The organism is Yinghuangia sp. ASG 101 (genome assembly GCF_021165735.1).
GTDB lineage: Bacteria > Actinomycetota > Actinomycetes > Streptomycetales > Streptomycetaceae > Yinghuangia.
In genome coordinates this window covers 5,974,831-5,998,545 of record NZ_CP088911.1, presented here as the reverse complement: position 1 = coordinate 5,998,545, position 23,715 = coordinate 5,974,831, and the positions used below count along the sequence as shown (strand labels likewise).

Below are 23,715 nucleotides of genomic sequence, written 5' to 3'. Positions count from 1 at the left end.
CCGCTCATCGCGGCCCGGGCTCCTCGTACACGCTGAGGACCTGGGCCACGGTGTCGTCCTCGTCCGGCCAGGTCAGCGCCTGCGCGCGGCCCGCTTCGGCGAGCGACGCGCGGCGGCCGGGGTCGTCGAGCAGGGCGGCGACGGCTTCGGCCAGCGCCTCGGCGTCGCCGTAGTCGACCAACACGGCGGCGTCCCCGACCAGTTCGGGGATGCCGCCGACGGCGGTCGAGACCAGCGGCACCCCCATCGCCAGCGCCTCCTGGGCGACCAGGCAGCGGGCCTCCCAGCGGCTCGGCAGGACCGCGATGTCGGCGGCGGCGAAGAGGTCGGCGACGTCGTCGCGGTGGCCCAGCAGCCGGACGGGCAGGTCCTCGGCGTCGATACGGCCCTGCAACGCGTCGCGCAGCGGCCCGTCGCCGGCGATGACGACGAGCGGCACCTCGGCGCGGGTCTTCCATGCCGCGGCGGCGTCCAGCAGGACCGGGTACGCCTTCTGCGGCGCGAGGCGGCCGACCGCCAGCACGACGGGGCGTTCGCCCCCGCCCAGTTCGGCACGCACCGAGCGCCCGTCGCGGCGGGCGGCGGGCGGCGGCGCGCCGACCGGGCCGAGCCGTGCGTCGACGGCGCCGAGCGCGCGGGCCCGGTCGACCAGGTCGGACGAGGCCCCGAGCACGACGTCGGCGGCCCGCACGGCACGGCCCTCCATCACGCGCGCGAGCACCCCCTTGGGCCCGCTCGCCAGGACCGCGTTGTGCAGGGTCAGAACCAGCGGGGTGCGCCCGGGCCGCCCCGGGCGGCGGCCGATCGCCGCGGCGGCGGCGAGCCCGGCGCGCAGCCCGTGCGCGTGGACGACATGGGCGTCCGCGCAGGCTTCGCGCAGCGCGCGCACGGCCGCCCGGTCGACGGGGCGCGGCCCGGCGGAGATCTCGACGGGCGCGAACCGCGCGCCGGTCCCGGCGAACCCGAAGTGCTCCTCGGCCGCGGCCGGCCCGGCGACCGTCACGGCCACCCCGCGTGCCGCCAACCCCCGTGCGAGGGACCGGACATGCACCCCCACACCGCCGGCGGCCGTGCCCAGCACCAGCACCGCGCGCAGCCGCGCCGGATTGCCGGCGCGTTCCTGTGACGTCCCGTCAGCCACGGTTCTCCTTCACCACCCGACACCACCCGACATCGTTCCCACGGGCACCCGGGCGCCCGCTTTCCGCACCTGTCGCCGAGCCCGCCGGTCAGCGCCGCCGGGCGAGCAGGGCCCGCGCGTCCGGGCCGGCGAGTGCGCAGGCCACGGCCGCGAACACGGCCGCGCCGACGATCGCCGCGGTCGTCCCCGCGAGCAACGAGTGGACCGTACCGCCCGTTCCCCACACCTGGGCAAGGCCGGCGCCCGCGGCGCCTCCCACCGCCGCCGCGACCAGGCCGGCCGTGGTCGCCCGGGCGGCGCCGCGCAGCGCGGCACGGCCCGCGGCCCGGGCGGTGGCGGCCACCAGCAGCACCCCCGCCACGGTCATGCCCACGGTGTTGCCGGCGCCGAGCGCGGCGACGCTCCACCCGGGATCGACGGCGGGGACCAGCACGAGGTCGGTGGCGACCACCGCGGCCCAGCCCAGGACCACCGCGCCCGCCGACGCCCGCCCGTGCCCGCGCGCGTACAGCGCCCGGCCCAGGTGCGCGATCAGGCCGTACCCGGCCAGGCCGGGGGCGAAGGCGACGAGCGCGCGGGCCAGCACCGCCGGGTCGACGTCCGCGTCGGCGCCCCCCAGGCCCGCGAAGAACCCGCCCACCGGGTACGCCGCGGCGACCAGTACCGCGGCACCCGCGAACGACACCAGCAGCACCGCGCGCGTCGTCGCCGCCGCGGTGGCGGCGAACCCGTCGTGGTCGTCCTCGTGCGCGGCGGCGCTCAGGCGGGGGAAGGCGCTGGTGGCGATGGGCACGGCGAGGACCGCGTACGGCAGGCCGTAGACCATCCACGCGTTCTGGTAGGTCACCGCGCCGCCCGCCGGGCCGTGCGCGTTGACCAGGATCAGCACGGTCACGGTGGCGAGTTGCTGCGCGACCAGGGTGGCGACGCCCGCGAGCGCGAGCATCCGCGCGCGCCGGGCGACGCCGTCGGGGAAGCGCAGGGTGGGGCGCAGCCGGATCCCGGTGCCGCGCAGGGGGACGAGGGTGCACAGCGCGAGGGCGAGCACGCCCGCGGTGGTGCCGAGGCCGAGCACGAGTTCGCCGCTCCGCGGGACCGCGCCGGGGTCGTCCCCGGTGCCGTGGTAGCCGGCCGCGAACACCAGGTACACGGCGGCGACGACGAGGCTGGACACGAGCGGCGCGACGGCCGCGGCGGTGAACCGGCGGTGGGCCTGGAGGATCCCGGCGGAGACCACGGCCAGGCCGTAGAGCGGGATCTGCGGGAGGAACGCGGTCAGGAACGCGGTGGCCAGGCCGGACATGCCGGGCACGTCGCCCTTGTCGCGCAGCAGCGCGTCCATGAGCGGCCCGGCGAGCAGCACCCCGGTGACGGTGACCGGCACCAGCACCACGACGGTCCAGGTCAGCAGCGCGGACGCGGTGCGGCGGACCTCGTCGACGGTGCCGCGGGCGAGCGGCCCCGCGAGCAGGGGCACGACCAGGCTCGCGAGCGCTCCGCCGGCGACGACGTCGAAGACGATGTTGGGGACGTAGTTGGCGGTGGTGTAGGCGTCGCCGACGTTGTTCTGGCCGACGGCGGCATTGAAGACGATCTGCCGGCCGAACCCGGCGACGCGCGCGAGGACAGTGAGGACGGCGATGACCACGGCCGCGCCGGCGAGCCCGCGCGGCGTACGGCGGCGCGGGGGCGACTCGGGCGCGGGCTGCGGAGGCGTGCCGACCGTCACGCCGCCCCTTGTCCGACGGCGTGGGCCGAACGCGACACGGCGGGATCGGTGGCGCAGGCCGCGCGGCGCGGGCCTGCGTCGTCGGCGGCCCGGTGCCGGAACCCCCGCTCCGGCGGGTTCCCGGACGGGCCGACCGTCCCGCCGGGCCGTATCCGCACCGCCGGGCCGGTCATCGGGCTCTCCCGCGCCACACCGTTCCGCACCGCCCTACGACGCCACCGGCTGCCCGGTCGTGCGCTCCGCGTCGGGCGCCGGGCGCTGCGCGACGACCGGGCGGCGGCCCAGCATGTCGATCTTGTGCAGGGCCGGGGTCTTGGCGATGACCTTGGTGAAGCTGACTTTTTCACTCGCCAGGGTGAGTGCGGCGAGCGTGGCGGCGCGGGCGAGCAGCCCGCGGCGCGACGCGCGCGCGACGGCGGCGACGCCGAGCGCGGCGCCGAGCGCGTTCGCGCCCGCGTCGCCGAGCATCGCCTTCTCGCCCAGGTCCTCCGGCATCAGCGCGGCGGCGGCACCGACCGGGGCCGCGGCGAGCCGCGACCCGCGCAGCACCGACGGGGCGCCCGCGAGGAGCGCGACCTTGGCCGCCCGGCCGGGGCGCAGGTCGAACAGGTTGACGACGTTGGCGCTGCCCGCGATCACGACCCCGGCGATCAGTTTGTCGACCGGCTTGTCGCGCAGCAGTGCCCCCGCGGCGAGGCCGCTCGCCCCGATGCCGAGGACCTTGACCATGCCGCTGGTCACCTCGCCGTGCCGCAGCGCGCCGATGTGGCCTTTGAAGCCGCGTTTGTCGGTGGCCCCGAGGAGGTCGTCGTACGTGCCGAAGCCCGCGGCGCCGAGCGTCGCGACCGCGGCGGCGGCCCGGTGCGCGGCCGGGACGCCGGGCGCGGTGGCGGCGGCCAGTGCGGCGCCGAGCGCGGCGGCCGGGCCCTCGACGAGGGTGACCGTCTCGCCGCGGTGGTTGCGGCGTTCCCACGCCTCGGCCTCGCCGGGGGTGAAGCGGCGCAGCATGGTGTAGGCGAAGCGGGCCGCGGTGCCCGCGACCGCGGCGGTGCGCAGCGCGCGTCGAACCGAACTCACGACGTTCTCTCCGTCTCCGTGTTGCCCGTGCCACCCGTCTTGTCCGTCTTATCGGTCTTGTCCGCCGGTAGCGGGGGAAGCCAGCCTTGCTGGCCGGTCGCCCCGTACTGCCCGGACTTGCCGTCGACGGACTCGACGACCAGCGCCCAGTCCACCGCGACCTGGCCCTGGGTGGTCTCGGCCGCGTCCACGGACGACACGACCTTGGCGGTGCGTTCGTCGGCGCGCAGCGCCGCGACGGTCCCGCCGTTCTGCACGGAGGCCGTGTCCCCGGCCACGACCGTACCGTCATCGGCGGTGTCGATGGCCCGGGAAAGCCCGAGATAGATGGTGTTCGCCCGTACCGGGTCGGTGCCGTGGACCGGGCCGGACGGTGCGACGACGACCGCGAGTGTCGCCCCCACCTCGGGTTTGCCCTTGATGTCGAGGAATCCGGCGTCCTCGAAGCGGTTCAGCACGGCCGCCGCGGCCTCGGTCGACGCGTCCCCCGGGGTGCCCTCGCCGCCCTTGCCGGACGACGTGGGGTGCGGGGTGGCGGTGGAGGTGCCGCCGGTCGCGGCCGGATCCGTGCCGGTGGCCGGGGGCGTGGGGGCGGGATTCGGGGCCGGGTCGGCGCCGGGCGTCGCGGCGGCCGGGTCGGCGGGTTCGGTCCGCGGGTCGCCCTGGCCCTGCGGCGGCACGGCCGGGGACGACGCTCCGGGGCTCGCCGGGGCGCCGGGCGTCGGCGACGCGGTGGGCGGCGTGGTCGGCTTGGCGCCGGCCTTGTGCACGATCGCGGCGGCGAGCACCGCGGCGGCCCGGTCGTACCCGGACTGGCCGAGAACCGTCGTCGCCCCGGCGGCGGCGGTCAGCGCGGGCTCCTTGGCCGGGTCGGTCCACGCGTCCTTGACCGCGATGGTGCCGGTGATCGTCGCGCCGGACTCCTGCAGCGTCTTGACGGTCGCGTCGGTGACCGCGGAGCTGGCGTCCGGCAGCGTGACCAGCACGACGGACTTGTCCTTGAGCTTGTTCGCGACCAACTGCGGCTTGCTGCCGTCGATGAAGTTGTTGAGCGCCCGGTTCTCGCCTTCCTCGGCCCGCAGGTCGCGGCGCGCGGCCTCGGCGGCACGGGTCTGCTCCTGGATGCGGCCGTCCAGGTCCTCCTTGACGATGTCGGCCAGGAAGGAACTGCCCAGCACGAGGCCGACCGACAACGCGAGGAACACCGCGATGATGGACACGACGTGGTAGCGGAAGTCGATCAACCGAAGATTCCTTGCAGCCAGAAGACAAACGAGTTCCACTGCGCCTGGAACACGTGGTAGTACGCCTGGCCGATGGGGCTCACCCGGATCGTCACCGCGATGGTGATCAGCGCGGCCAGGCACATCACCAGAAGCGAGGTCGTCGAAATGCGGCTGCGGTACAGGCGGCTGACGCCCTTGGCGTCCACGAGCTTCCCGCCGACGCGCAGCCGCGTCAGGAACGTGCTCGCCATGCCCGCGCGGCCCTTGTCGAGGAATTCGACCAGCGTCGCGTGCGTGCCGACCGCGACGATGAGGTTGGCGCCCTTGTCGTCGGCGAGCAGCATCGCGATGTCCTCGCTGGTGCCGGTCGCCGGGAACGGCACGCCGTCCAGCCCCAGTTCCTCCAGCCGCTCCATGCCCGGGGCGCGGCCGTCGCGGTACGCGTGGACGACGATCTCCGCCCCCGACCGCAGCGCCTCGTCCGAGACGGAGTCGAGATCGCCGATGATGATCTGCGGCCGGTAGCCGGCCTCCAGCAGCGCGTCGGCACCGCCGTCGACGCCGATCATCACCGGGCGGTACTCGCGGATGTACGGGCGCAGCGCGGCGATGTCCTCGCGGTAGTGGTAGCCGCGCACGACGATGAGGACCTGCCGGCCGTCCAGATCCGTCCTGATCGTCGGCACCCCGACCCCGTCGAGGAGCAGGTCGCGCTCCTCGCGGATGTATTCGAGGGTGTTCTGCGCGAACGCCTCGATCTGCGCCGACAACCCCGCGCGGGCCTCCTCCATCGCGGCGCGCACCGACTCCTTGTCGAGCATCGTGCCGACCGCGATCGGCCGCTCGCCGCGGTAGAGGACGTCGTCCTCGATGTGCACCCACTCGCCCTCGGGCAGCCGACCTATGACGCCCTCGCCGACCGAGTCCAGCAGCGGGATGCCCGCCTCGACGATGATCTCCGGGCCGAGGTTGGGATAACGTCCGCTGATCGACGCCGCCGCGTTGACGACCGCGGCCGGCCGGCACGCGACCAGCGCCTCGGCCGCGACGCGGTCCAGATCGACGTGGTCGATGACCGCGATGTCGCCCGGACGCAGGCGCTTGGTGAGGTTCTTCGTACGCCGGTCCAACCTGACGACGCCCGCGATGCCTTCGAACTCGGGCACGCGGCGTCGACGGAGCACGGGAATCCTCATCGCGGTCATCCTGCCATGCGAAGAGTCCTGGTCAGGCGGGTACCGGGCGGCCCTATGGCGGCCTTCACACGGCACGCCGCGCCCGGTGCACGGCCGTGCCCAAGCCGTTATTGCCTTGTGATGCGATTGCCGGAACCGGGCGCGGGGAATATCAGGCGCGCTTCACCTTCGCCGCCGCCTCCAACAACTCCTCCGCGTGCGCCCGGCCCAGCTCCGAGTCCTCCAGACCGGCCAGCATGCGCGACAACTCCCGTACGCGCGCCTCGTCGTCGAGCGTGACGACACCCGACCGCGTCACCGTGCCGTCGTTCGACTTCTCCACCACCAGGTGCCGGTCCGCGAACGCCGCCACCTGCGGCAGATGCGTGACCACGATCACCTGCGCCGACCGCGCGAGCATCGCCAAGCGCCGACCCACCTCGACCGCAGCCTTGCCGCCCACCCCCGCGTCGACCTCGTCGAACACGAACGTCGGCACCGGATCGGACCCCGCGAACACCACCTCGACCGCGAGCATCACCCGGCTCAGCTCACCACCGGACGCGCCCTTGCCCAACTGCCGCGGCGGCGCCCCCGGGTGCGGCGCGAGCAGCAGCTCCACCTCGTCGACACCCGACGGGCCGTACGCCAGCAGCCGGCCGCCGACCTCCAGACCCTCGGGATCCTCCACCGCGCCGATCGCCACGGTCACGCGCGCGTGCGGCATCGCCAGCGCCCCCAGCTCGACCGTCACCGCCTCGGCGAACCGGTCCGCCGCCGCCGACCGCGCCGCCGACACCTCCGCGGCCAGCCCGGCCAACTCCGACCGCAACGCGTCCCGCTCGGCGGCCAGTTCACCGATCCGGTCGTCGTCGCCGTCCAACTCCGCCAGCCGCGCCGCCGAACGCTGCGCCCACGCCAGCACCTCGCCGATGTCCGCGCCGTACTTGCGCGTCAGCCCCGTCAGCGCCGCCCGGCGCTCCTCCGCGACCGCGAGCCGCACCGGATCCGCGTCCACGCCCGCGGCGTACGACGCCAGCTCGGTGGCCACATCCGCCGCGAGATACCCGACCTCGTTCAGCCGCTCGGCCAGACCCGCCAGCGCCGGATCGTGCGCCGCCACCGCCTCGACCGCCCGCCGCGCCGCACCGATCAGCGTCACCGCGTCGGCACCCTCCACGGCCGACTCCGGATCACCCAGCAACGCCTGGTGCGCCGTCGTCGCCGCCGAACGCAACGCGTCGGCGTGCCCCAGCCGCTCCGTCTCCGCGGCCAACTCGGCGTCCTCGCCGGGCCGCGGCGCCAACTGCTCGATCTCCCCCAGACCGAACCGCAGCAGATCCGCCTCCTGCGCCCGCTCCCGCGCCCGCGTCGTGATCTCGTCCAACTCGGCCGCCACCGCGCGCAACCGCCTGTGGACCCGCGTGTACGACGCAAGCGGCTTCGCCACCGCGTCACCCGCGTACCGGTCCAACGACGCGCGCTGCCGCGACGGACGCAGCAACCGCTGCTGATCGGTCTGCCCGTGCACCGCGATCAACTCGTCCGCCAGATCCGACAGCAGACCCACCGGAGCCGACCGGCCGCCGACATGCGCCCGGCTGCGGCCCTCGGCGGACACCGTACGGCTCAGCAGCAGCCCGTCCTCGTCCAACTCGGCACCGGCCTCCGCGGCCCGGACCGCCGCGGGCGCGTCCTCGGACAACCGCACGCGGCCCTCCACGACCGCGCGCCCCCGGCCCGACCGCACCAAACCGGCATCCGCCCGGCCGCCGAACAACAACCCCAGGCCGGTGACCACCATCGTCTTGCCCGCGCCCGTCTCACCGGTGACCACCGTGAAACCCGACGCCAGCTCGACCACGGCGTCGTCGATCACGCCCAGGCCCTGTATGCGCATTTCTTCCAGCACGGCGACGACCCTAGAGGTTCTTCGGCCCCGGCACGCCACCGTGCGGGGAAACAGCGGAACCGCCGGACACCTCGCCCACCCCGGCGGCCTCGCCGCCGTCCCCCGCGTCGGCGGCGTCATGCGGGCCCCCGCGCCACCCCCGCACCGGCAGCGCGAACTTCGCCACCAGCCGATTCGTGAACGGCGCCTCGCGCAACCGCGCCAGCCCGATCGGCACCGCGCCGCGGCGCACCTCCACCCGCGCCCCCGGCGGCAGATCCGCCGAACGCCGGCCGTCACACCACAGCACACCCCGCGGCGCCTCCGGCTGCACCTCCACCGCCAGCACCGACCTCGGAGACACCACCAGCGGCTTCGCGAACAACGCGTGCGCGCTGATCGGCACCATCAACAACGCCTCGACCTCCGGCCACACCACCGGACCTCCCGCGGAGAACGCGTATGCCGTCGACCCCGTCGGCGTCGCGTACACCACGCCGTCACCGGCCCACCGCGTCAACGGCCGCCCGTCGACCTCCGTCACCAGCTCCAGCATCCGCTCGCGCGACGCCTTCTCGACCGCGGCCTCGTTCAACGCCCAATCGGCGTGCACCACGTCGCCGTTGGTCCGCACCACCACATCGAGCGTCATCCGCTCCTCGACGACGTAATCGAGACGCACCACGCGCTCGACCACCTCGCCGAGATCCTCGCGCTCGGCCTCGGCGAGAAAGCCCACCCGGCCCAGGTTCACCCCGAGCATCGGCACCCGTGCGTCCCGCACCAGTTCCGCGCCCCGCAAGAGCGTCCCGTCGCCGCCCAGCACGATCGCCAGCTCACAGCCCTTGGCGGCGTCCGGCGCGGCCGGCACCACCTCGACACCCGGCAGCGCCAGGTCGGCGGCCTCCGACTCCAGCACCCGGACCACGATCCCCGCCGCCACCAGGCCGTCCACCACCAGCCGCGCACTGCGCAGCGCGGCGGGACGCCCGGTGTGCGTGACCACCAGCACCGTCCGCCGGGTCATGCCCCACGCCTTGTCATGCCATCGCCCGTCCGTCCGACCGAAGGTGCCCCCGCGACCGCCGCCAGGCACGCCGTGGAAGCGGTTGCCCTGAACATCCGCATCGGCCGACCGTACCGCGTACCCCCGTCACGCCGTTCCGCCCGGACCCCGCGCGCCCCCGCTCACCGCGGGCCCTCGGCGACGGCGCGATCCACCTCCGCCGGATCCAGCTCGGGGGCGCCCCGGCGCAGCCACACGAAGTACTCCACGTTGCCCGACGGCCCCGGCAGCGGACTCGCCACCACCCCCAGCACCCCGAACCCCAGCGCCGCGGCCTGCCCCGCGACCGTACGCACCGCCTCGGCGCGCAGCTCCGGCTCCCGCACCACACCGCCCGAGCCCAGCCGCTCCCGGCCGACCTCGAACTGCGGCTTGACCATCAGCACCAGGTCCGCGTCGTCGGCCGCACAGCGCACCAGCGCGGGCAGCACCAGACCGAGCGAGATGAACGACAGGTCGCCGACCACCAGCCCGGCCGACTCACCCCCGACCTGATCCAGCGTCAACTCGCGCACGTTCGTCCGGTCCCGCACGGTGACCCGGTCGTCGCCGCGCAACGACCACGCCAACTGCCCGTAGCCGACGTCGACCGCCACCACATGCCCCGCGCCCGCCCGCAGCAGCACATCCGTGAAACCCCCCGTGGACGCGCCCGCGTCGATGCAGCGCCGCCCCTCCACCACCAGCCCGCGCGGTACGAACGCCGCCAACGCGCCCGCCAACTTGTGCCCGCCGCGCGACACATAGTCCGGTGCGGCGTCGTCCCGCGCGACCACGACCGCCGCACTCGTCTCCACCTGCGTGGCCGCCTTTGTCGCCGTGGCCCCGCCGACCGACACACGCCCCGCCGAGATCAACGCGCCGGCATGCTCCCGCGACCGCGCCAATCCCCTGCGGACCAGCTCCGCGTCGAGCCTGCGTCGTGCCACGGTCGCCCCTTGCCTCGGTGTGTGGTGGTGCCGGAGATCCCGGAACCCGGCCGCGCCCGGGGAACCGGAGAATCGCAGTAGTCAAGCAGCTTCGCGCGACCTGCGGGCGTCCGGGCCGAAGCCGCGGGCGGGACGGCCCGTCGTGTGGTGCCGCCGGGCGACGCCACACCGCCGACCTCCCCGATACCGGGGTGGACCCCCGGCACACGGGCCGATCACGCGAGGCCGCGCGATCTCGCGGCGCCGGGCGACGTCGACCCCGCCGACTCCCGAACACCCGTGCGGACCGAGCGCCGCATGAGCCGATCGCGCGACGCACCGGGCCGCGACACCGCTCGCCGCGTCGCACCGGCGTCGACCCCGGGCCCGAGACTCCCGCCCGGCCATGCGGGCCGTCGCGCGCACCGGGACGCGTTCCCGCCCCGCGCCCCCGGACTGTCGCCGGACCGGTCGGCCCGGCTCCAGGCATCCGTGACGCTCCGGAGCCCGACGCGGGCCCGGCCCCTGCCCGCGGAAGGACGCGCGGACCGGCCGACCGGGCTCGAACGATCCGTGTGACTCCGGGCGAGGGGTCGCGGCCGGCGGGTGGAGAACCGGCGGGCTCCCCGGCCACGGCACCGCCGCGGTCCCGGGGGCGGCGGTCGGGGGGTCAGCGGGTCAGCGGGTCAGCGGGTCAGCGGTCCAACCCCGTGAGCACCTCGCGCAGTTCGCGGTGGACGTCCTCGTACACCTCGCCGTGCCGGTCGGTCGGCAGGACGTCGACCTGCGTCAGCCGCGCCACCGCGCGATCGACCTCCGGGTCGCCGGACGGCTCCGGCGGGTCGACCCCGAGCGGAACCGGCCCGGTACCGGCGTCGCCGCCTGCCACGTGCGCCCCATCGGCCGACGCCACCCCGTCGAGCTCGGCGACATCCTCGTCCGCCGAGCCCGCGTCACTCGCCACATCCCGCACGTCCACAGTCACTCCCACGGTTCCGACGCCGCCGGTGCGTCCGTGTCAGGGGTCGCCGGGCCGCCCGCGGCCTTGCCGCCGGGAGCCTTCCTCGCGGTCTTGGACGCCGCACCGCCCGACGCGGTCTTCTTCGCGCCCGCCCCGCCCGACGACCCGCGCTTGGCCGACGAGGTCTTCGACGCCGCGGCCTTCTTCGCCGCCGCCTTCCGCGCCGGAGCCTTCTTGGCCGCCGCCTTCTTCGCCGCACGCGCCGGAGTCACCGCACGCCGCGCGACCGGCGCGTCCTCGTCCGCCTCCTTCTTCACGGACCCGGCCGCCGGCGACGTCCCCGCACCGCGCACCGGCACCGGCTCCTCGTCCTCCACCGGAGCCGGCGGCGTCCGCCGCACCCGCGGCGCCGCCGACGCCAGCGCGAGCCGGTGCTCCAAATCCGTCACCCGCCGCTCAAGGCGCTCCACGTCGTCCCGCACGGCCTTGACATCGTCGAGCCACGGACGCAACCGCCCCATCGCCTTGTCCACCTCACTGCGCACCACCCCGACCAGCAGATCGCGGTTCGCCTTGCCGGTGGCGAACAACTCGTCCGCGACCTGCTGCACATACTGCGGCACGGCCTGCGCCTGCTGCGCCACCTGCGGCGGCAACACCTGATCGATGTCCACGCCGCTCTTCTCGACCAGGTGCCGGGCCGTCTCGGTCACCCGGTGGACGGTCATCTCGGTCAAGCCAGTCGCGATCTGCAAATAGCTCCGCAGTGCGTCACGCATGGTCCGGCGCCTCCTGGGATTACCTGGGCTGCTGTCACCGGCCCGCGCACCGTCCGCACGGGCCGCAATTGGCATGAACTCGACGCTATCGCGTCGGCGTGCCCCCGTCCCCGCGCAACGGGCTGATCAGGGACGTGGGGTACCGTCGGGCAGCGAGCCAGGACCGGAAAGGCCGGAAAGGACCAGCCCTTATGGCGACCGTCGAGGAATGCCGCAGCGCACTGGAGCGGCTGTCCGCCAAACTCGGCGCCGCCGAAGGCGAACTGGGCCGCGCCACACGGCTCGACCGCAGCCTCAGCTGCCGGCTGCCCGACCTCGACACCACCTTCACCGGGCAGCTGCGCGACGGCACCCTGCACGACATCACCACCGCGCCGGCCGCCGACAAGGCCCAGATCCGCCTCCAGGCCACCAGCGACGACCTGGTCGCCCTCGTCGACGGCGACCTCAACTTCGCGTCATCCTGGGCCCGAGGCCGCATCAAACTCGAAGCGTCCTTCAAGGACTTGCTCACGCTGCGGAAACTGGTCTGACGCGAACGCCCGCGGCTCACGGCTCACGGCGTACCGAAATCCCCAGCCCCGCAACGGTCTTCACCGCGCGGTCGACATCCACCGCCGACCCGTCCGCGGCACCCCACACCGCCGCGCACACCGCACGCAGGCCGTCGTACGCATCCCCGCTCCCCTCCACCGCCGCCTCGGCACCGTCGACCCGAGCCGTCCACCCGCCGCACACCCACCCGCCGCCCACCGGCACCGGACGCGGCAACGGGCCCAACAGCGCGCGCAGATCCGCGGCCACGAACGTCGGGCGGCTCACCGCCGGAGCGGACAACAGCGCACGCACGTCCGTCACTCCGGTCAGCACCAGCAGACTGTCGACACCGCCCGCCACCGCCCCCGCGATGTCCGTGTCGAGCCGATCGCCCACCACCAACGGCCGCTTCGCCCCCGTCCGCAGCATCGACTCACGGTGCAGCGGCAGTTCCGGCTTGCCCGCGACAACCGGCTCCGCACCCGTCGCCGCCCGCACCACACCCACCAACGCGCCGTTGCCCGGCGCGATCCCCCGCTCCGTCGGAACGGTCAGGTCAAGATTCGACGCGATCCACGGCACCCCCGCGGCCACCGCGTACGACGCCTCCGCCAACAACGCCCAGTCGATCCCCGGCGCGAACCCCTGGACCACCGCGACCGGTTCCGCCGTCGCCGACACCACCGGCACCAGCCCGCGCTCCCGCAACGCCGCGACCAACCCGTCCCCGCCGACCGCCAGCACCGGCGAACCCGCCGGAAAACGCTCGGCGACCAGCCGCGCGGCGGCCTGCGCAGACGTCACGACATCACCGGGCTCCGCCGGAACACCGATCTCGGTCAGATGCGCGGCGACCACCTCGGGCGTACGGGACGCGTTGTTCGTGACAAAGGCCAGCGTCATACCGGCCTCCCGCGCGCGGGCAAGCGCCTCGGGAGCGTGCGGCACCGCACGCGGCCCCGTGTACACGACGCCGTCGAGGTCCAGCAGCGCCACGTCATAGGCCTCCGCCGGCACCTCCGGTGTGCCCACGCCACGCCCCTCGCCCGCCGCCGTACCACCCGTCACGCCCGTCGCCCCTTCCGATCCGAACCCGCCGCCGCGCGGCCGGGCACGCGCCGACCCCACGACGATCCTGCCAACACGGTGCCAACCGTCAAAAGCCGGGCCCGGCTCCCACCCCGACGCCGCGAACGCCGGTCAACCGCCGATCCCGCGCCGCCCCGGCGGCCGGCCGCCCGCCCGCGCACGCAACGTCGCCCGCGCCTGCGTCAACGCCGTCCGGTAGTGCTTCGTGCCCGGACTCATCGCCACCGCCAGCGCCAAATGCTCGACCGCGGTCTCGAAATCCCCGACCCGCGCCGCCGACAGCCCCCACCCGAACTGCGCGTAATCGTCCGCCGGATCGGACTCCGCCACCACACGGAACTCCGCCAACGCCTCCCCGTGCCGCCCCGCGTCGAACAACGCCCGCGCCAACGCCTCCCGCACACTCCGCGCCTGCGGCGCCACCCCGGACGCCCGCGCCAACAACTGTGCCGCCGCGGCCGGATGCCCCGCGTCCAGCAAACGGAGACCCCGCCGATACCAGTCGTACACATCCCCGCGCGGCGACCCGTCGCCCGACTCTCCGCCGCTCTCCGCGCCGTCGTCCCCGAACCGGCCCGAACCCCCGCCGGCGTCGTCGGCCCCGCCCTCGAACCGGCCCTGCGCCCCGCCCGCCATCGTCCGCTCCCGTCCGTCGCACCGAAGCCGTCGCGGCGACCGCGCGGCGCTCTCGCGGTGTCCGAACCCGCAGCTACCACGCGATCATGGACGTAGCATGCCCGTCATGGACCATGCCGACACGAAAGGGCTCGATCTCGCGCCGTTCCGGGGCCTGCGCTACGACCCGGCGAAAGTCGGCGACCTGGCCCTGGTGACCTCGCCGCCGTACGACGTGATCGAGCCCGACGCCGTCGGACTCTTCGAGGAGTCCGAACCGCACAACATCGTCCGCGTGGTGCTCCCCCGCGCCGCGCCCGCCGAACCCGGCGGCCCGTACGCGCACGCCGGCGCGACCCTGCGCGCCTGGCTCGCCGACGGTGTCCTCCGCCCCGACCCCGTGCCGGCGCTGTACGTATACGACCAGATCACCGCCACCGCCCACCAACGCGGCCTGATCGGCGCCCTCGCGCTCGGTCCCGCGACCGGGAACCCGGCCGTGCTGCCCCACGAGGACGTCATGCCCGGGCCCGTGGCCGACCGCACCGAGCTGATGCGCGCGACCCAGGCCAACCCGGAGCCCATCCTGCTCGCCTACCCGGGCAACGGCCCCGCGTCCGACGCCGTCGAACACGCCGTCCTCTCCGGGCCGCCGCTGCTGGAGACGCGCACGCCGGACAACACCGAGCACCGCCTGTGGGCGATCACGGACCCGGGCGAACTCGCCCGCATCGCCGAGGACCTGGCGACCCGTCAGGCGCTCATCGCGGACGGGCACCACAGATGGGCCGCCTACCACCGCCTGCGCGACGACGCCCACGAGGCCGGGCAGGGCGCCGGCCCCTGGGACCGCGGACTCGTCCTGCTCGTCGACTCCGTGCGCTACCCCCTGCACGTCGGCGCGATCCACCGGGTGCTGCCCGGGCTGTCGGTTCCCACGCTGCTCGCGGGCCTGGTGAGCCACGGCCCCGCGGGCTCGGGCGCGTTCCTGGCACGCCGTGTCGAGGACCCGTGGCCGTCCGTGCTGTGGACGCTGGAACGTGCGGAGGGCCCGGCGTTCCTCGTCACCGGCGACGGAGCGTTCCACCTGCTCACCGACCCTGACCCGGAACTGCTGGCCGACGCGGTGCCGCGCAACCGGCCCGAGGCCTGGAGCACCCTCGACGCGACGGTCCTGCACGCCGCGCTGCTTGACCACGTGTGGGACGTGCCGGACGACCCCGAGCACATCACCTACCACCATGATCCCGTTTCGGCGATCCACGAGGCCCAGCGCAGCGGCGGCAGCGCGATCCTCATGCGGCCCACCGACGAGAACACCGTCCGCAACCTGGCCCGGCAGTCGGTGCGCATGCCGCGCAAGTCGACGTCGTTCGGGCCCAAGCCGGCCACGGGGCTGGTGCTGCGCAGTCTCGCGTTGGAATGACGCCGGCAGCTTAGGCTAGTTATTAATATTATCTTTAGTCATTTCGAGTGACACAGAGTGAACCTCCCGCCGGGCAGGCGCCCACGCATCGTGTCCCGGCACCCGGGGTTCGGGTGCCGGGCCACGAGGGTTCAGCCGGACGTGCGTTCGGATGTCAGTCGTCGTCGCGGACGGCCCCGGCCGACGGCAGGTCGTCGTCGTCATCGAGGTCGTCGTCCGCGAAGACGTCGATGTCGGGGGCGTCGGCGGTCGGCGGAGTGTCGGCCGTGGGGGGCTCCGTCGCGGCGGTGTCCGCGGCCGTGCGTGTGTCGCGCGCTTCGTCGGCGTCCGCGTCCGCGGTCTCTCCGGCCGGTTCGGGACGGCGGTCCGCGGCAGCAGCCACGTCGTGCTCGTCGCCGTCGTCATCGTCCGATTCGGGGTCGTAGGCGTCGACGAACTCCAGGCCGTCCAGCTCCGCCAGGCGCTCCGCGGCACCCGTCGAGCCGTCCGCGTCCGCGTCGGCGGCACGGGCGAACCAGTCGCGTGCGTCGTCCTCACGACCGGCCGCGAACAGCGCGTCGGCGTACGCGTAGCGCAGCCGTCCCGTCCACTCCTTGCCGTTCTGCGCGTTCAGCTCGGGCACCTGGAGCGTGACGACCGCGGCGTCCAATTGGCCCATGTCGCGGCGCGCGCCCGCCGCCACGATGCGCAACTCGATCTGCGCGGCCTTGTCCAGTTCCTTGACCTCGGGGGCACCCGCCATCTGCAGCGCCCGCTCGGGACGGCCCAAACCGCGCTCGCAGTCGGCCATGACCGCCCAGTGCTCGGCCGAGCCCGTCATCCGCCGCGCGGCACGCAGCTCGGACAGCGCCTCCATGTAGCGGCCGGTCATGTAGGCCGCGATGCCGGCGGCCTCGCGCACCGCCGCGACACGCGACGCCAAGCGCAATGCCACGCGCGAGTAGCGGTACGCCAGTTCGGCGTCCTCGTCGACCAGGCGGCCGGTCATCACCAGGTTCTTCGCGACCTCGTCCGCCAGCGTCTTCGGCAGGCTCATCAGCTCGCGGCGCGCACCGGCGTCCAGTTCCTCGCCGGTCACGTCCTCGGGGATCGGCAGACGGTCCGTCGGCGGATTCCGCCGCTCGCTCTCGTCGTGCGTGAACGGACGCCTGTTGCCGCGCTCGCCCCGCTCGGGACGGCCCCGGTCGCGGTCACCGTACGCGGGGCGCCGGTCGTCGCGCCCCCGAGGCGCGAACCGCCGGTCGCCGCGGTCGCCGTCGCGGCCACGCCCGTGGGCGGGACGCTCGCGATCCCGATCGAAGCGGCCCCTCGGCGCGTCACCGGCATCGCGGCGCGGCCCGCGCTCTCCGTACGCCGGACGCCGCTCGTCGCGACCCCCGCGCTCGTCACGGTCCCGACCGCCGTAAGGACGGCGCTCCCGTGCCTGGTCGCGGTCTCCGTGGCCGCCGGGGCGGCGGTCGTCGCGGTCGCGGTTGAAGGAACGCCGTTCGCCGCCGCGGTCCTCACGCGGACCCGACGACGGACGCCGGTCCCCACCGCCCTGCCGGTCACGGTCCCCATACGACGGACGCCGCTCATCCCGGTCCCGGTCCCGGTCCCGGTCGCGATCGCGGTCCCGGTTGAACGGACGACGCTCACCGCCACCGTGGCGGTCACGGTCCCGGTCGCCGTACGACGGCCGACGGTCGTCACGCTGGAACGGGCGACGCTCCCGGTCCCCATACGCGGGACGCCGGTCGTCACGGTCCCGCTGGTACGACGAACGCCCTTCCCCACCACGGCCGTCCCGCGTGCCGTACGTCGGACGCCGCTCATCGCGCCCCCGGTCCCGGTCACGGTCGTAGGGACGCCGCTCGCCACCACCCTGACGCGGACGATCGCGGTCGCGGTCTCCGTGGCCGCCAGGACGGCGGTCGTCGCGGTCGCGGTTGAAGGAACGCCGTTCGCCGCCGCGGTCCTCACGCGGACCCGACGACGGACGCCGGTCCCCACCGCCCTGCCGGTCACGGTCCCCGTACGACGGACGACGCTCATCCCGGTCCCGGTCGCGGTTGAACGGACGACGCTCACCGCCACCCTGCCGATCGCGGTCCCGGTCGCCGTACGACGGCCGACGGTCATCACGCTGGAACGGACGACGTTCACCGCCGCCCTGCCGGTCGCGGCTGCGGTCGCCGTACGACGGTCGGCGGTCGTCCCGGCCCCCGCGGTCATCGCGACGCTCGCGGTTGAACGGACGCCGCTCGGGCCTGTCTCCGCGCTGGTCGCCCTGGTTGTCGCGCGCCGGGTACGGTCGGCGCTCGCCACCGCCGGCACCACCGCTGCCCGATCCGCTGCCGGAGTAGCGTCCGCCTCCGCCAGGTCCGCGCCGACCGGCGCCCCCCGAGCTGTGCGAACCACCGGAACGGCGATGCGGTCGCCCCTCAGAGGGATAGGACATGGGATCGACTCCTAGAGATCATCGAACGGGCAGGCCGACATCGCGACCGACACCCATTGTCCCGCACGCGGGAGACCCGGCATACCAGACCGTGCAACCGCCGGCCCCGGCAATTCCGAGCATGTGCACCATGAAAAACCTCGGAAATGCAACAAGGGGCCCCACCGAAGGGTGGGACCCCTTGTCACCTAAATCAATTCCGGCGGCGTCCTACTCTCCCACACCCCTTCGAGTGCAGTACCATCGGCGCTGAAGAGCTTAGCTACCGGGTTCGGAATGGAACCGGGCGTTTCCTCTCCGCCAAAACCACCGGAAAACCATCGAACACAACAACCCCAAAACCCAGGGCCACACGCCCGACAACCAACCAGCCCACCCCCACCAACACGGAGGCAGAAACCTGCTTGACGCCAAACCATGAACCACCGGAAACCGGTTGCGGTCCGGGAACCACACAATGAACGCGAACCAAAAAACAATCTGAAGACAAGTCCTCGGCCTATTAGTACCGGTCAGCTCCACACATCACTGCGCTTCCACATCCGGCCTATCAACCCGGTCGTCTACCGGGAGCCTTACCAGGTCAACCCTGTGGGAGCCCTCATCTCGAAGCAGGCTTCCCGCTTAGATGCTTTCAGCGGTTATCCCTCCCGAACGTAGCCAACCAGCCATGCCCTTGGCAGAACAACTGGCACACCAGAGGTTCGTCCATCCCGGTCCTCTCGTACTAGGGACAGCCCTTCTCAAGACTCCTACGCGCACAGCGGATAGGGACCGAACTGTCTCACGACGTTCTAAACCCAGCTCGCGTACCGCTTTAATGGGCGAACAGCCCAACCCTTGGGACCTACTCCAGCCCCAGGATGCGACGAGCCGACATCGAGGTGCCAAACCATCCCGTCGATATGGACTCTTGGGGAAGATCAGCCTGTTATCCCCGGGGTACCTTTTATCCGTTGAGCGACGGCGCTTCCACAAGCCACCGCCGGATCACTAGTCCCTGCTTTCGCACCTGCTCGACCCGTCAGTCTCACAGTCAAGCTCCCTTGTGCACTTACACTCGACACCTGATTGCCAACCAGGCTGAGGGAACCTTTGGGCGCCTCCGTTACCCTTTAGGAGGCAACCGCCCCAGTTAAACTACCCACCAGACACTGTCCCTGATCCGGATCACGGACCCAGGTTAGACATCCAGCACGACCAGAGTGGTATTTCAACGACGCCTCCACAACCACTGGCGTGATCGCTTCACCGGCTCCCACCTATCCTACACAAGCCGAACCGAACACCAATATCAAGCTATAGTAAAGGTCCCGGGGTCTTTCCGTCCTGCTGCGCGAAACGAGCATCTTTACTCGTAGTGCAATTTCACCGGGCCTGTGGTCGAGACAGTCGAGAAGTCGTTACGCCATTCGTGCAGGTCGGAACTTACCCGACAAGGAATTTCGCTACCTTAGGATGGTTATAGTTACCACCGCCGTTTACTGGCGCTTAAGTTCTCAGCCTCGCCCCGAAGGACTAACCGGTCCCCTTAACGTTCCAGCACCGGGCAGGCGTCAGTCCGTATACATCGTCTTACGACTTCGCACGGACCTGTGTTTTTAGTAAACAGTCGCTTCTCGCTGGTCTCTGCGGCCGACCCCAGCTCAAGAGGAAAACTCCGTCACCAGGACCGGCCCCCCTTCTCCCGAAGTTACGGGGGCATTTTGCCGAGTTCCTTGACCACAGTTCACCCGAACGCCTCGGTATTCTCTACCTGACCACCTGAGTCGGTTTGGGGTACGGGCCGCCACGACACTCACTAGAGGCTTTTCTCGACAGCATAGGATCATCCACTTCCCCTCAATCGGGTCGGCATCAGGTCTCAGACACATGCGGTGCGGATTTACCTACACCACGCCCTACACCCTTACCCCGGGACAACCACCGCCCGGGCTGGACTACCTTCCTGCGTCACCCCATCGCTCACCTACTACCCGCTTGGGCCGGCGGCTCCACCGCACCGATCCACCCGAAGGCATCACGGCCGCTTCACGGCCTTAGCATCACGAGGTTCAGCGTTGGCGCATCGTAGCGGGTACGGGAATATCAACCCGTTGTCCATCGACTACGCCTGTCGGCCTCGCCTTAGGTCCCGACTTACCCTGGGCGGATTAGCCTGCCCCAGGAACCCTTGGTCATCCGGCGCACACGTTTCCCACGTGTGATTCGCTACTCATGCCTGCATTCTCACTCGTGCAGCATCCACCACTGGCTTCCACCGCGGCTTCACCCGCTGCACGACGCTCCCCTACCCAGCAACACACCTGAACCACAAAGGCTTGGCTACTGTGTCACTGACACGACTTCGGCGGTGCGCTTGAGCCCCGCTACATTATCGGCGCGGAATCACTTGACCAGTGAGCTATTACGCACTCTTTCAAGGATGGCTGCTTCTAAGCCAACCTCCTGGTTGTCTCTGCGACTCCACATCCTTTCCCACTTAGCGCACGCTTCGGGGCCTTAGTCGGTGCTCTGGGCTGTTTCCCTCTCGACCACGGAGCTTATCCCCCGCAGTCTCACTGCCGCGCTCTCACTTACCGGCATTCGGAGTTTGGCTGATCTCAGTAACCCGGTAAGGCCCATCAACCATCCAGTGCTCTACCTCCGGCAAGAAACACACGACGCTGCACCTAAATGCATTTCGGGGAGAACCAGCTATCACGGAGTTTGATTGGCCTTTCACCCCTAACCACAGGTCATCCCCCAGGTTTTCAACCCTGGTGGGTTCGGGCCTCCACGAAGTCTTACCTCCGCTTCACCCTGCCCATGGCTAGATCACTCCGCTTCGGGTCTTGGGCGCGCGACTCAACCGCCCTCTTCGGACTCGCTTTCGCTACGGCTACCCCACACGGGTTAACCTCGCCACACACCGCAAACTCGCAGGCTCATTCTTCAAAAGGCACGCAGTCACGACCACCACACGACTAGCGCGGATGGCGACGCTCCCACGGCTTGTAGGCACACGGTTTCAGGTACTATTTCACTCCCCTCCCGGGGTACTTTTCACCTTTCCCTCACGGTACTAGTCCGCTATCGGTCACCAGGGAATATTTAGGCTTAGCGGGTGGTCCCGCCAGATTCACACGGGATTTCTCGGGCCCCGTGCTACTTGGGTATTCCTCAAACGAGCCGCATAAGTTTCGTCTACGGGGGTCTTACCCTCTACGCCGGACCTTTCGCATGTCCTTCGACTACCCATACGGTTTCTGACTCGCCGACCGGCCGGCAGACCGATCCAGAAAAAACCCACGACCCCGCGATGGCAACCCCTGCCGGGTATCACACCACCACGGTTTAGCCTCATCCACTTTCGCTCGCCACTACTCGCGGAATCACAGTTGTTTTCTCTTCCTGCGGGTACTGAGATGTTTCACTTCCCCGCGTTCCCTCCACACACCCTATACATTCAGGTGCGGGTGACAGCCCATGACGACTGCCGGGTTTCCCCATTCGGACACCCCCGGATCACAGCTCGGTTGACAGCTCCCCGGGGCCTATCGCGGCCTCCCACGTCCTTCATCGGTTCCTGATGCCCAGGCATCCACCGTGCGCCCTTACTAACTTGGCCACAGATGCTCGCGTTCACTGTGTAGTTCTCAAACAACAACCGGAAACAACGATCTCCCACCGATGCCTACCAGCACAAAGCCAGCGGTACACACGGCCGATCGAAACCGGCGATCCAGAGAGACACAAACCAAACGACCCCACCCCACGCACACGCGAGACAAGGCCGCAGGGCCCGTTCCCTCAGGACCCAACAACGTGCCCGACACCAGACCCCCCCGAACAGACCGCGTTCCACGCTGCAAGCAGCAGTACTAACCGTCCCGGAGGAAACCCGGCACCGAATAGTCAACGTTCCACCCATGAGCAACCCCCTCGGTACATTCGACCGAAGCGGGCCATGTGCTCCTTAGAAAGGAGGTGATCCAGCCGCACCTTCCGGTACGGCTACCTTGTTACGACTTCGTCCCAATCGCTGGTCCCACCTTCGACGGCTCCCCCCACAAGGGTTGGGCCACCGGCTTCGGGTGTTACCGACTTTCGTGACGTGACGGGCGGTGTGTACAAGGCCCGGGAACGTATTCACCGCAGCAATGCTGATCTGCGATTACTAGCGACTCCGACTTCATGGGGTCGAGTTGCAGACCCCAATCCGAACTGAGACCGGCTTTTTGGGATTCGCTCCACCTCGCGGTATCGCAGCCCATTGTACCGGCCATTGTAGCACGTGTGCAGCCCAAGACATAAGGGGCATGATGACTTGACGTCGTCCCCACCTTCCTCCGAGTTGACCCCGGCAGTCTCCTGTGAGTCCCCACCACCCCGAAGGGCGTGCTGGCAACACAGAACAAGGGTTGCGCTCGTTGCGGGACTTAACCCAACATCTCACGACACGAGCTGACGACAGCCATGCACCACCTGTCACCGGCCCAAAAGGACCCCCCATCTCTGGGAGTTTTCCGGCGATGTCAAGCCTTGGTAAGGTTCTTCGCGTTGCGTCGAATTAAGCCACATGCTCCGCCGCTTGTGCGGGCCCCCGTCAATTCCTTTGAGTTTTAGCCTTGCGGCCGTACTCCCCAGGCGGGGCACTTAATGCGTTAGCTGCGGCACGGACATCGTGGAATGACGCCCACACCTAGTGCCCAACGTTTACGGCGTGGACTACCAGGGTATCTAATCCTGTTCGCTCCCCACGCTTTCGCTCCTCAGCGTCAGTATCGGCCCAGAGACCCGCCTTCGCCACCGGTGTTCCTCCTGATATCTGCGCATTTCACCGCTACACCAGGAATTCCAGTCTCCCCTGCCGAACTCCAGCCTGCCCGTATCGAATGCAGGCCCGGGGTTGAGCCCCGGGTTTTCACATCCGACGTGACAAGCCGCCTACGAGCTCTTTACGCCCAATAATTCCGGACAACGCTCGCACCCTACGTATTACCGCGGCTGCTGGCACGTAGTTAGCCGGTGCTTCTTCTGCAGGTACCGTCACTCACGCTTCTTCCCTGCTGAAAGAGGTTTACAACCCGAAGGCCGTCATCCCTCACGCGGCGTCGCTGCGTCAGGCTTCCGCCCATTGCGCAATATTCCCCACTGCTGCCTCCCGTAGGAGTCTGGGCCGTGTCTCAGTCCCAGTGTGGCCGGTCGCCCTCTCAGGCCGGCTACCCGTCGTCGCCTTGGTAGGCCACTACCCCACCAACAAGCTGATAGGCCGCGGGCCCATCCTGCACCGCCGGAACTTTCAACCCCCACCCCATGCGAGGAAGGATCATATCCGGTATTAGACCCAGTTTCCCGGGCTTATCCCAGAGTGCAGGGCAGGTTGCCCACGTGTTACTCACCCGTTCGCCACTGATCCACCCCGAAGGGCTTCACCGTTCGACTTGCATGTGTTAAGCACGCCGCCAGCGTTCGTCCTGAGCCAGGATCAAACTCTCCGTAGATGCCTGCCGGTCATCCGGCGAACACACGGAACAAGCCGGCGCCACATCGGAGGAATAATCCGACCGGCGCCTGCGTCCTCGCTGTGACCCCCGACCGCTGACAATGATCGGAGGATTTTCTCCACCAAAGGAATCCCTACGCCCACCCACACCACCGGAAACGATTCCG

At 71.1% G+C, this 23,715-nt stretch carries 16 protein-coding genes and 3 rRNA genes; 3 read left to right on the top strand and 16 right to left on the bottom strand.

All coding sequences use genetic code 11. The features are described 5' to 3' along the window. Positions 1-4: 4 nt before the first annotated feature. From LO772_RS25745 to LO772_RS25700, 10 genes are all read right to left on the bottom strand, one after another. A complete protein-coding gene (locus tag LO772_RS25745) occupies positions 5-1,141 on the bottom strand; it encodes a glycosyltransferase family 4 protein (RefSeq protein ID WP_231774410.1) in 1,137 nt (378 codons plus the stop codon). Positions 1,142-1,229: 88 nt separating this feature from the next. Then, a complete protein-coding gene (gene murJ / locus LO772_RS25740; RefSeq protein ID WP_231774409.1) occupies positions 1,230-2,870 on the bottom strand; it encodes a murein biosynthesis integral membrane protein MurJ in 1,641 nt (546 codons plus the stop codon). A 207-nt stretch (positions 2,871-3,077) separates the two neighbouring features. Next, positions 3,078-3,947: a hypothetical protein gene (locus LO772_RS25735; RefSeq protein ID WP_231774408.1), complete on the bottom strand. Its 870-nt coding sequence runs from the start codon at positions 3,945-3,947 to the stop codon at positions 3,078-3,080. Continuing rightward, positions 3,944-5,191: a copper transporter gene (locus LO772_RS25730; protein WP_231774407.1), complete on the bottom strand. Its 1,248-nt coding sequence runs from the start codon at positions 5,189-5,191 to the stop codon at positions 3,944-3,946. The genes LO772_RS25735 and LO772_RS25730 overlap by 4 nt, the downstream gene beginning before the upstream one ends. Beyond that, on the bottom strand, positions 5,188-6,369 hold the full coding sequence (steA, locus tag LO772_RS25725; RefSeq protein WP_231774406.1) for a putative cytokinetic ring protein SteA: 1,182 nt from the start codon (positions 6,367-6,369) through the stop codon (positions 5,188-5,190). The genes LO772_RS25730 and steA overlap by 4 nt, the downstream gene beginning before the upstream one ends. A 151-nt stretch (positions 6,370-6,520) precedes the next feature. After that, the gene (gene recN / locus LO772_RS25720) at positions 6,521-8,248 is read right to left on the bottom strand and encodes a DNA repair protein RecN (RefSeq protein ID WP_231779718.1); all 1,728 of its coding nucleotides are present in this window, start codon (positions 8,246-8,248) and stop codon (positions 6,521-6,523) included. A gap of 22 nt (positions 8,249-8,270) precedes the next feature. Then, the gene (locus LO772_RS25715) at positions 8,271-9,266 is read right to left on the bottom strand and encodes an NAD kinase (RefSeq protein WP_231774405.1); all 996 of its coding nucleotides are present in this window, start codon (positions 9,264-9,266) and stop codon (positions 8,271-8,273) included. A gap of 161 nt (positions 9,267-9,427) precedes the next feature. After that, positions 9,428-10,234 carry a TlyA family RNA methyltransferase gene (locus tag LO772_RS25710; RefSeq protein WP_231774404.1) on the bottom strand — a complete coding sequence of 269 codons (807 nt, stop codon included), beginning with the start codon at positions 10,232-10,234 and terminating at the stop codon, positions 9,428-9,430. A gap of 673 nt (positions 10,235-10,907) precedes the next feature. Beyond that, entirely contained in the window at positions 10,908-11,192 is a 285-nt protein-coding gene (locus LO772_RS25705; RefSeq protein ID WP_231779838.1) for a hypothetical protein, read from the bottom strand. A 2-nt stretch (positions 11,193-11,194) separates the two neighbouring features. After that, the gene (locus tag LO772_RS25700; protein ID WP_231774403.1) at positions 11,195-11,953 is read right to left on the bottom strand and encodes a histone; all 759 of its coding nucleotides are present in this window, start codon (positions 11,951-11,953) and stop codon (positions 11,195-11,197) included. A 191-nt stretch (positions 11,954-12,144) separates the two neighbouring features. Here LO772_RS25700 and LO772_RS25695 point away from each other — a divergent pair, with 191 nt between their 5' ends. Continuing rightward, the gene (locus LO772_RS25695) at positions 12,145-12,486 is read left to right on the top strand and encodes an alkyl sulfatase C-terminal domain-containing protein (protein WP_231774402.1); all 342 of its coding nucleotides are present in this window, start codon (positions 12,145-12,147) and stop codon (positions 12,484-12,486) included. Positions 12,487-12,502: 16 nt separating this feature from the next. Here LO772_RS25695 and LO772_RS25690 read toward each other — a convergent pair whose 3' ends face one another. Both LO772_RS25690 and LO772_RS25685 read right to left on the bottom strand, forming a co-directional pair. Continuing rightward, positions 12,503-13,522 (bottom strand): HAD-IIA family hydrolase, encoded by a 1,020-nt coding sequence (locus tag LO772_RS25690; RefSeq protein WP_231774401.1) that lies wholly within the window; start codon positions 13,520-13,522, stop codon positions 12,503-12,505. Positions 13,523-13,690: 168 nt separating this feature from the next. Then, complete coding sequence (locus LO772_RS25685) at positions 13,691-14,215, bottom strand: tetratricopeptide repeat protein (RefSeq protein WP_231774400.1); 525 nt, start codon at positions 14,213-14,215, stop codon at positions 13,691-13,693. Between the two features lie 106 nt (positions 14,216-14,321). Between LO772_RS25685 and LO772_RS25680 the strand changes: the two genes are divergently transcribed. Next, the gene (locus LO772_RS25680; RefSeq protein ID WP_231774399.1) at positions 14,322-15,620 is read left to right on the top strand and encodes a DUF1015 family protein; all 1,299 of its coding nucleotides are present in this window, start codon (positions 14,322-14,324) and stop codon (positions 15,618-15,620) included. A 154-nt stretch (positions 15,621-15,774) separates the two neighbouring features. On the opposite strand, the gene LO772_RS25675 is transcribed toward LO772_RS25680, so the two are convergent. Beyond that, entirely contained in the window at positions 15,775-16,656 is an 882-nt protein-coding gene (locus LO772_RS25675; protein WP_231779717.1) for a hypothetical protein, read from the bottom strand. A 96-nt stretch (positions 16,657-16,752) separates the two neighbouring features. Between LO772_RS25675 and LO772_RS25670 the strand changes: the two genes are divergently transcribed. Further along, complete coding sequence (locus LO772_RS25670; protein ID WP_231774398.1) at positions 16,753-18,075, top strand: hypothetical protein; 1,323 nt, start codon at positions 16,753-16,755, stop codon at positions 18,073-18,075. A gap of 182 nt (positions 18,076-18,257) precedes the next feature. On the opposite strand, the gene rrf is transcribed toward LO772_RS25670, so the two are convergent. The 3 genes from rrf to LO772_RS25655 all read right to left on the bottom strand — a co-directional run bounded on the left by rrf (position 18,258) and on the right by LO772_RS25655 (position 23,546). Continuing rightward, positions 18,258-18,374 (bottom strand): 5S ribosomal RNA (gene rrf / locus LO772_RS25665). 168 nt (positions 18,375-18,542) lie between these two features. Then, positions 18,543-21,670 (bottom strand): 23S ribosomal RNA (locus LO772_RS25660). Between the two features lie 352 nt (positions 21,671-22,022). Beyond that, a 16S ribosomal RNA gene (locus tag LO772_RS25655) occupies positions 22,023-23,546 on the bottom strand. Together the 16S, 23S and 5S rRNA genes form the textbook arrangement of a ribosomal RNA operon. Positions 23,547-23,715: the final 169 nt, after the last annotated feature.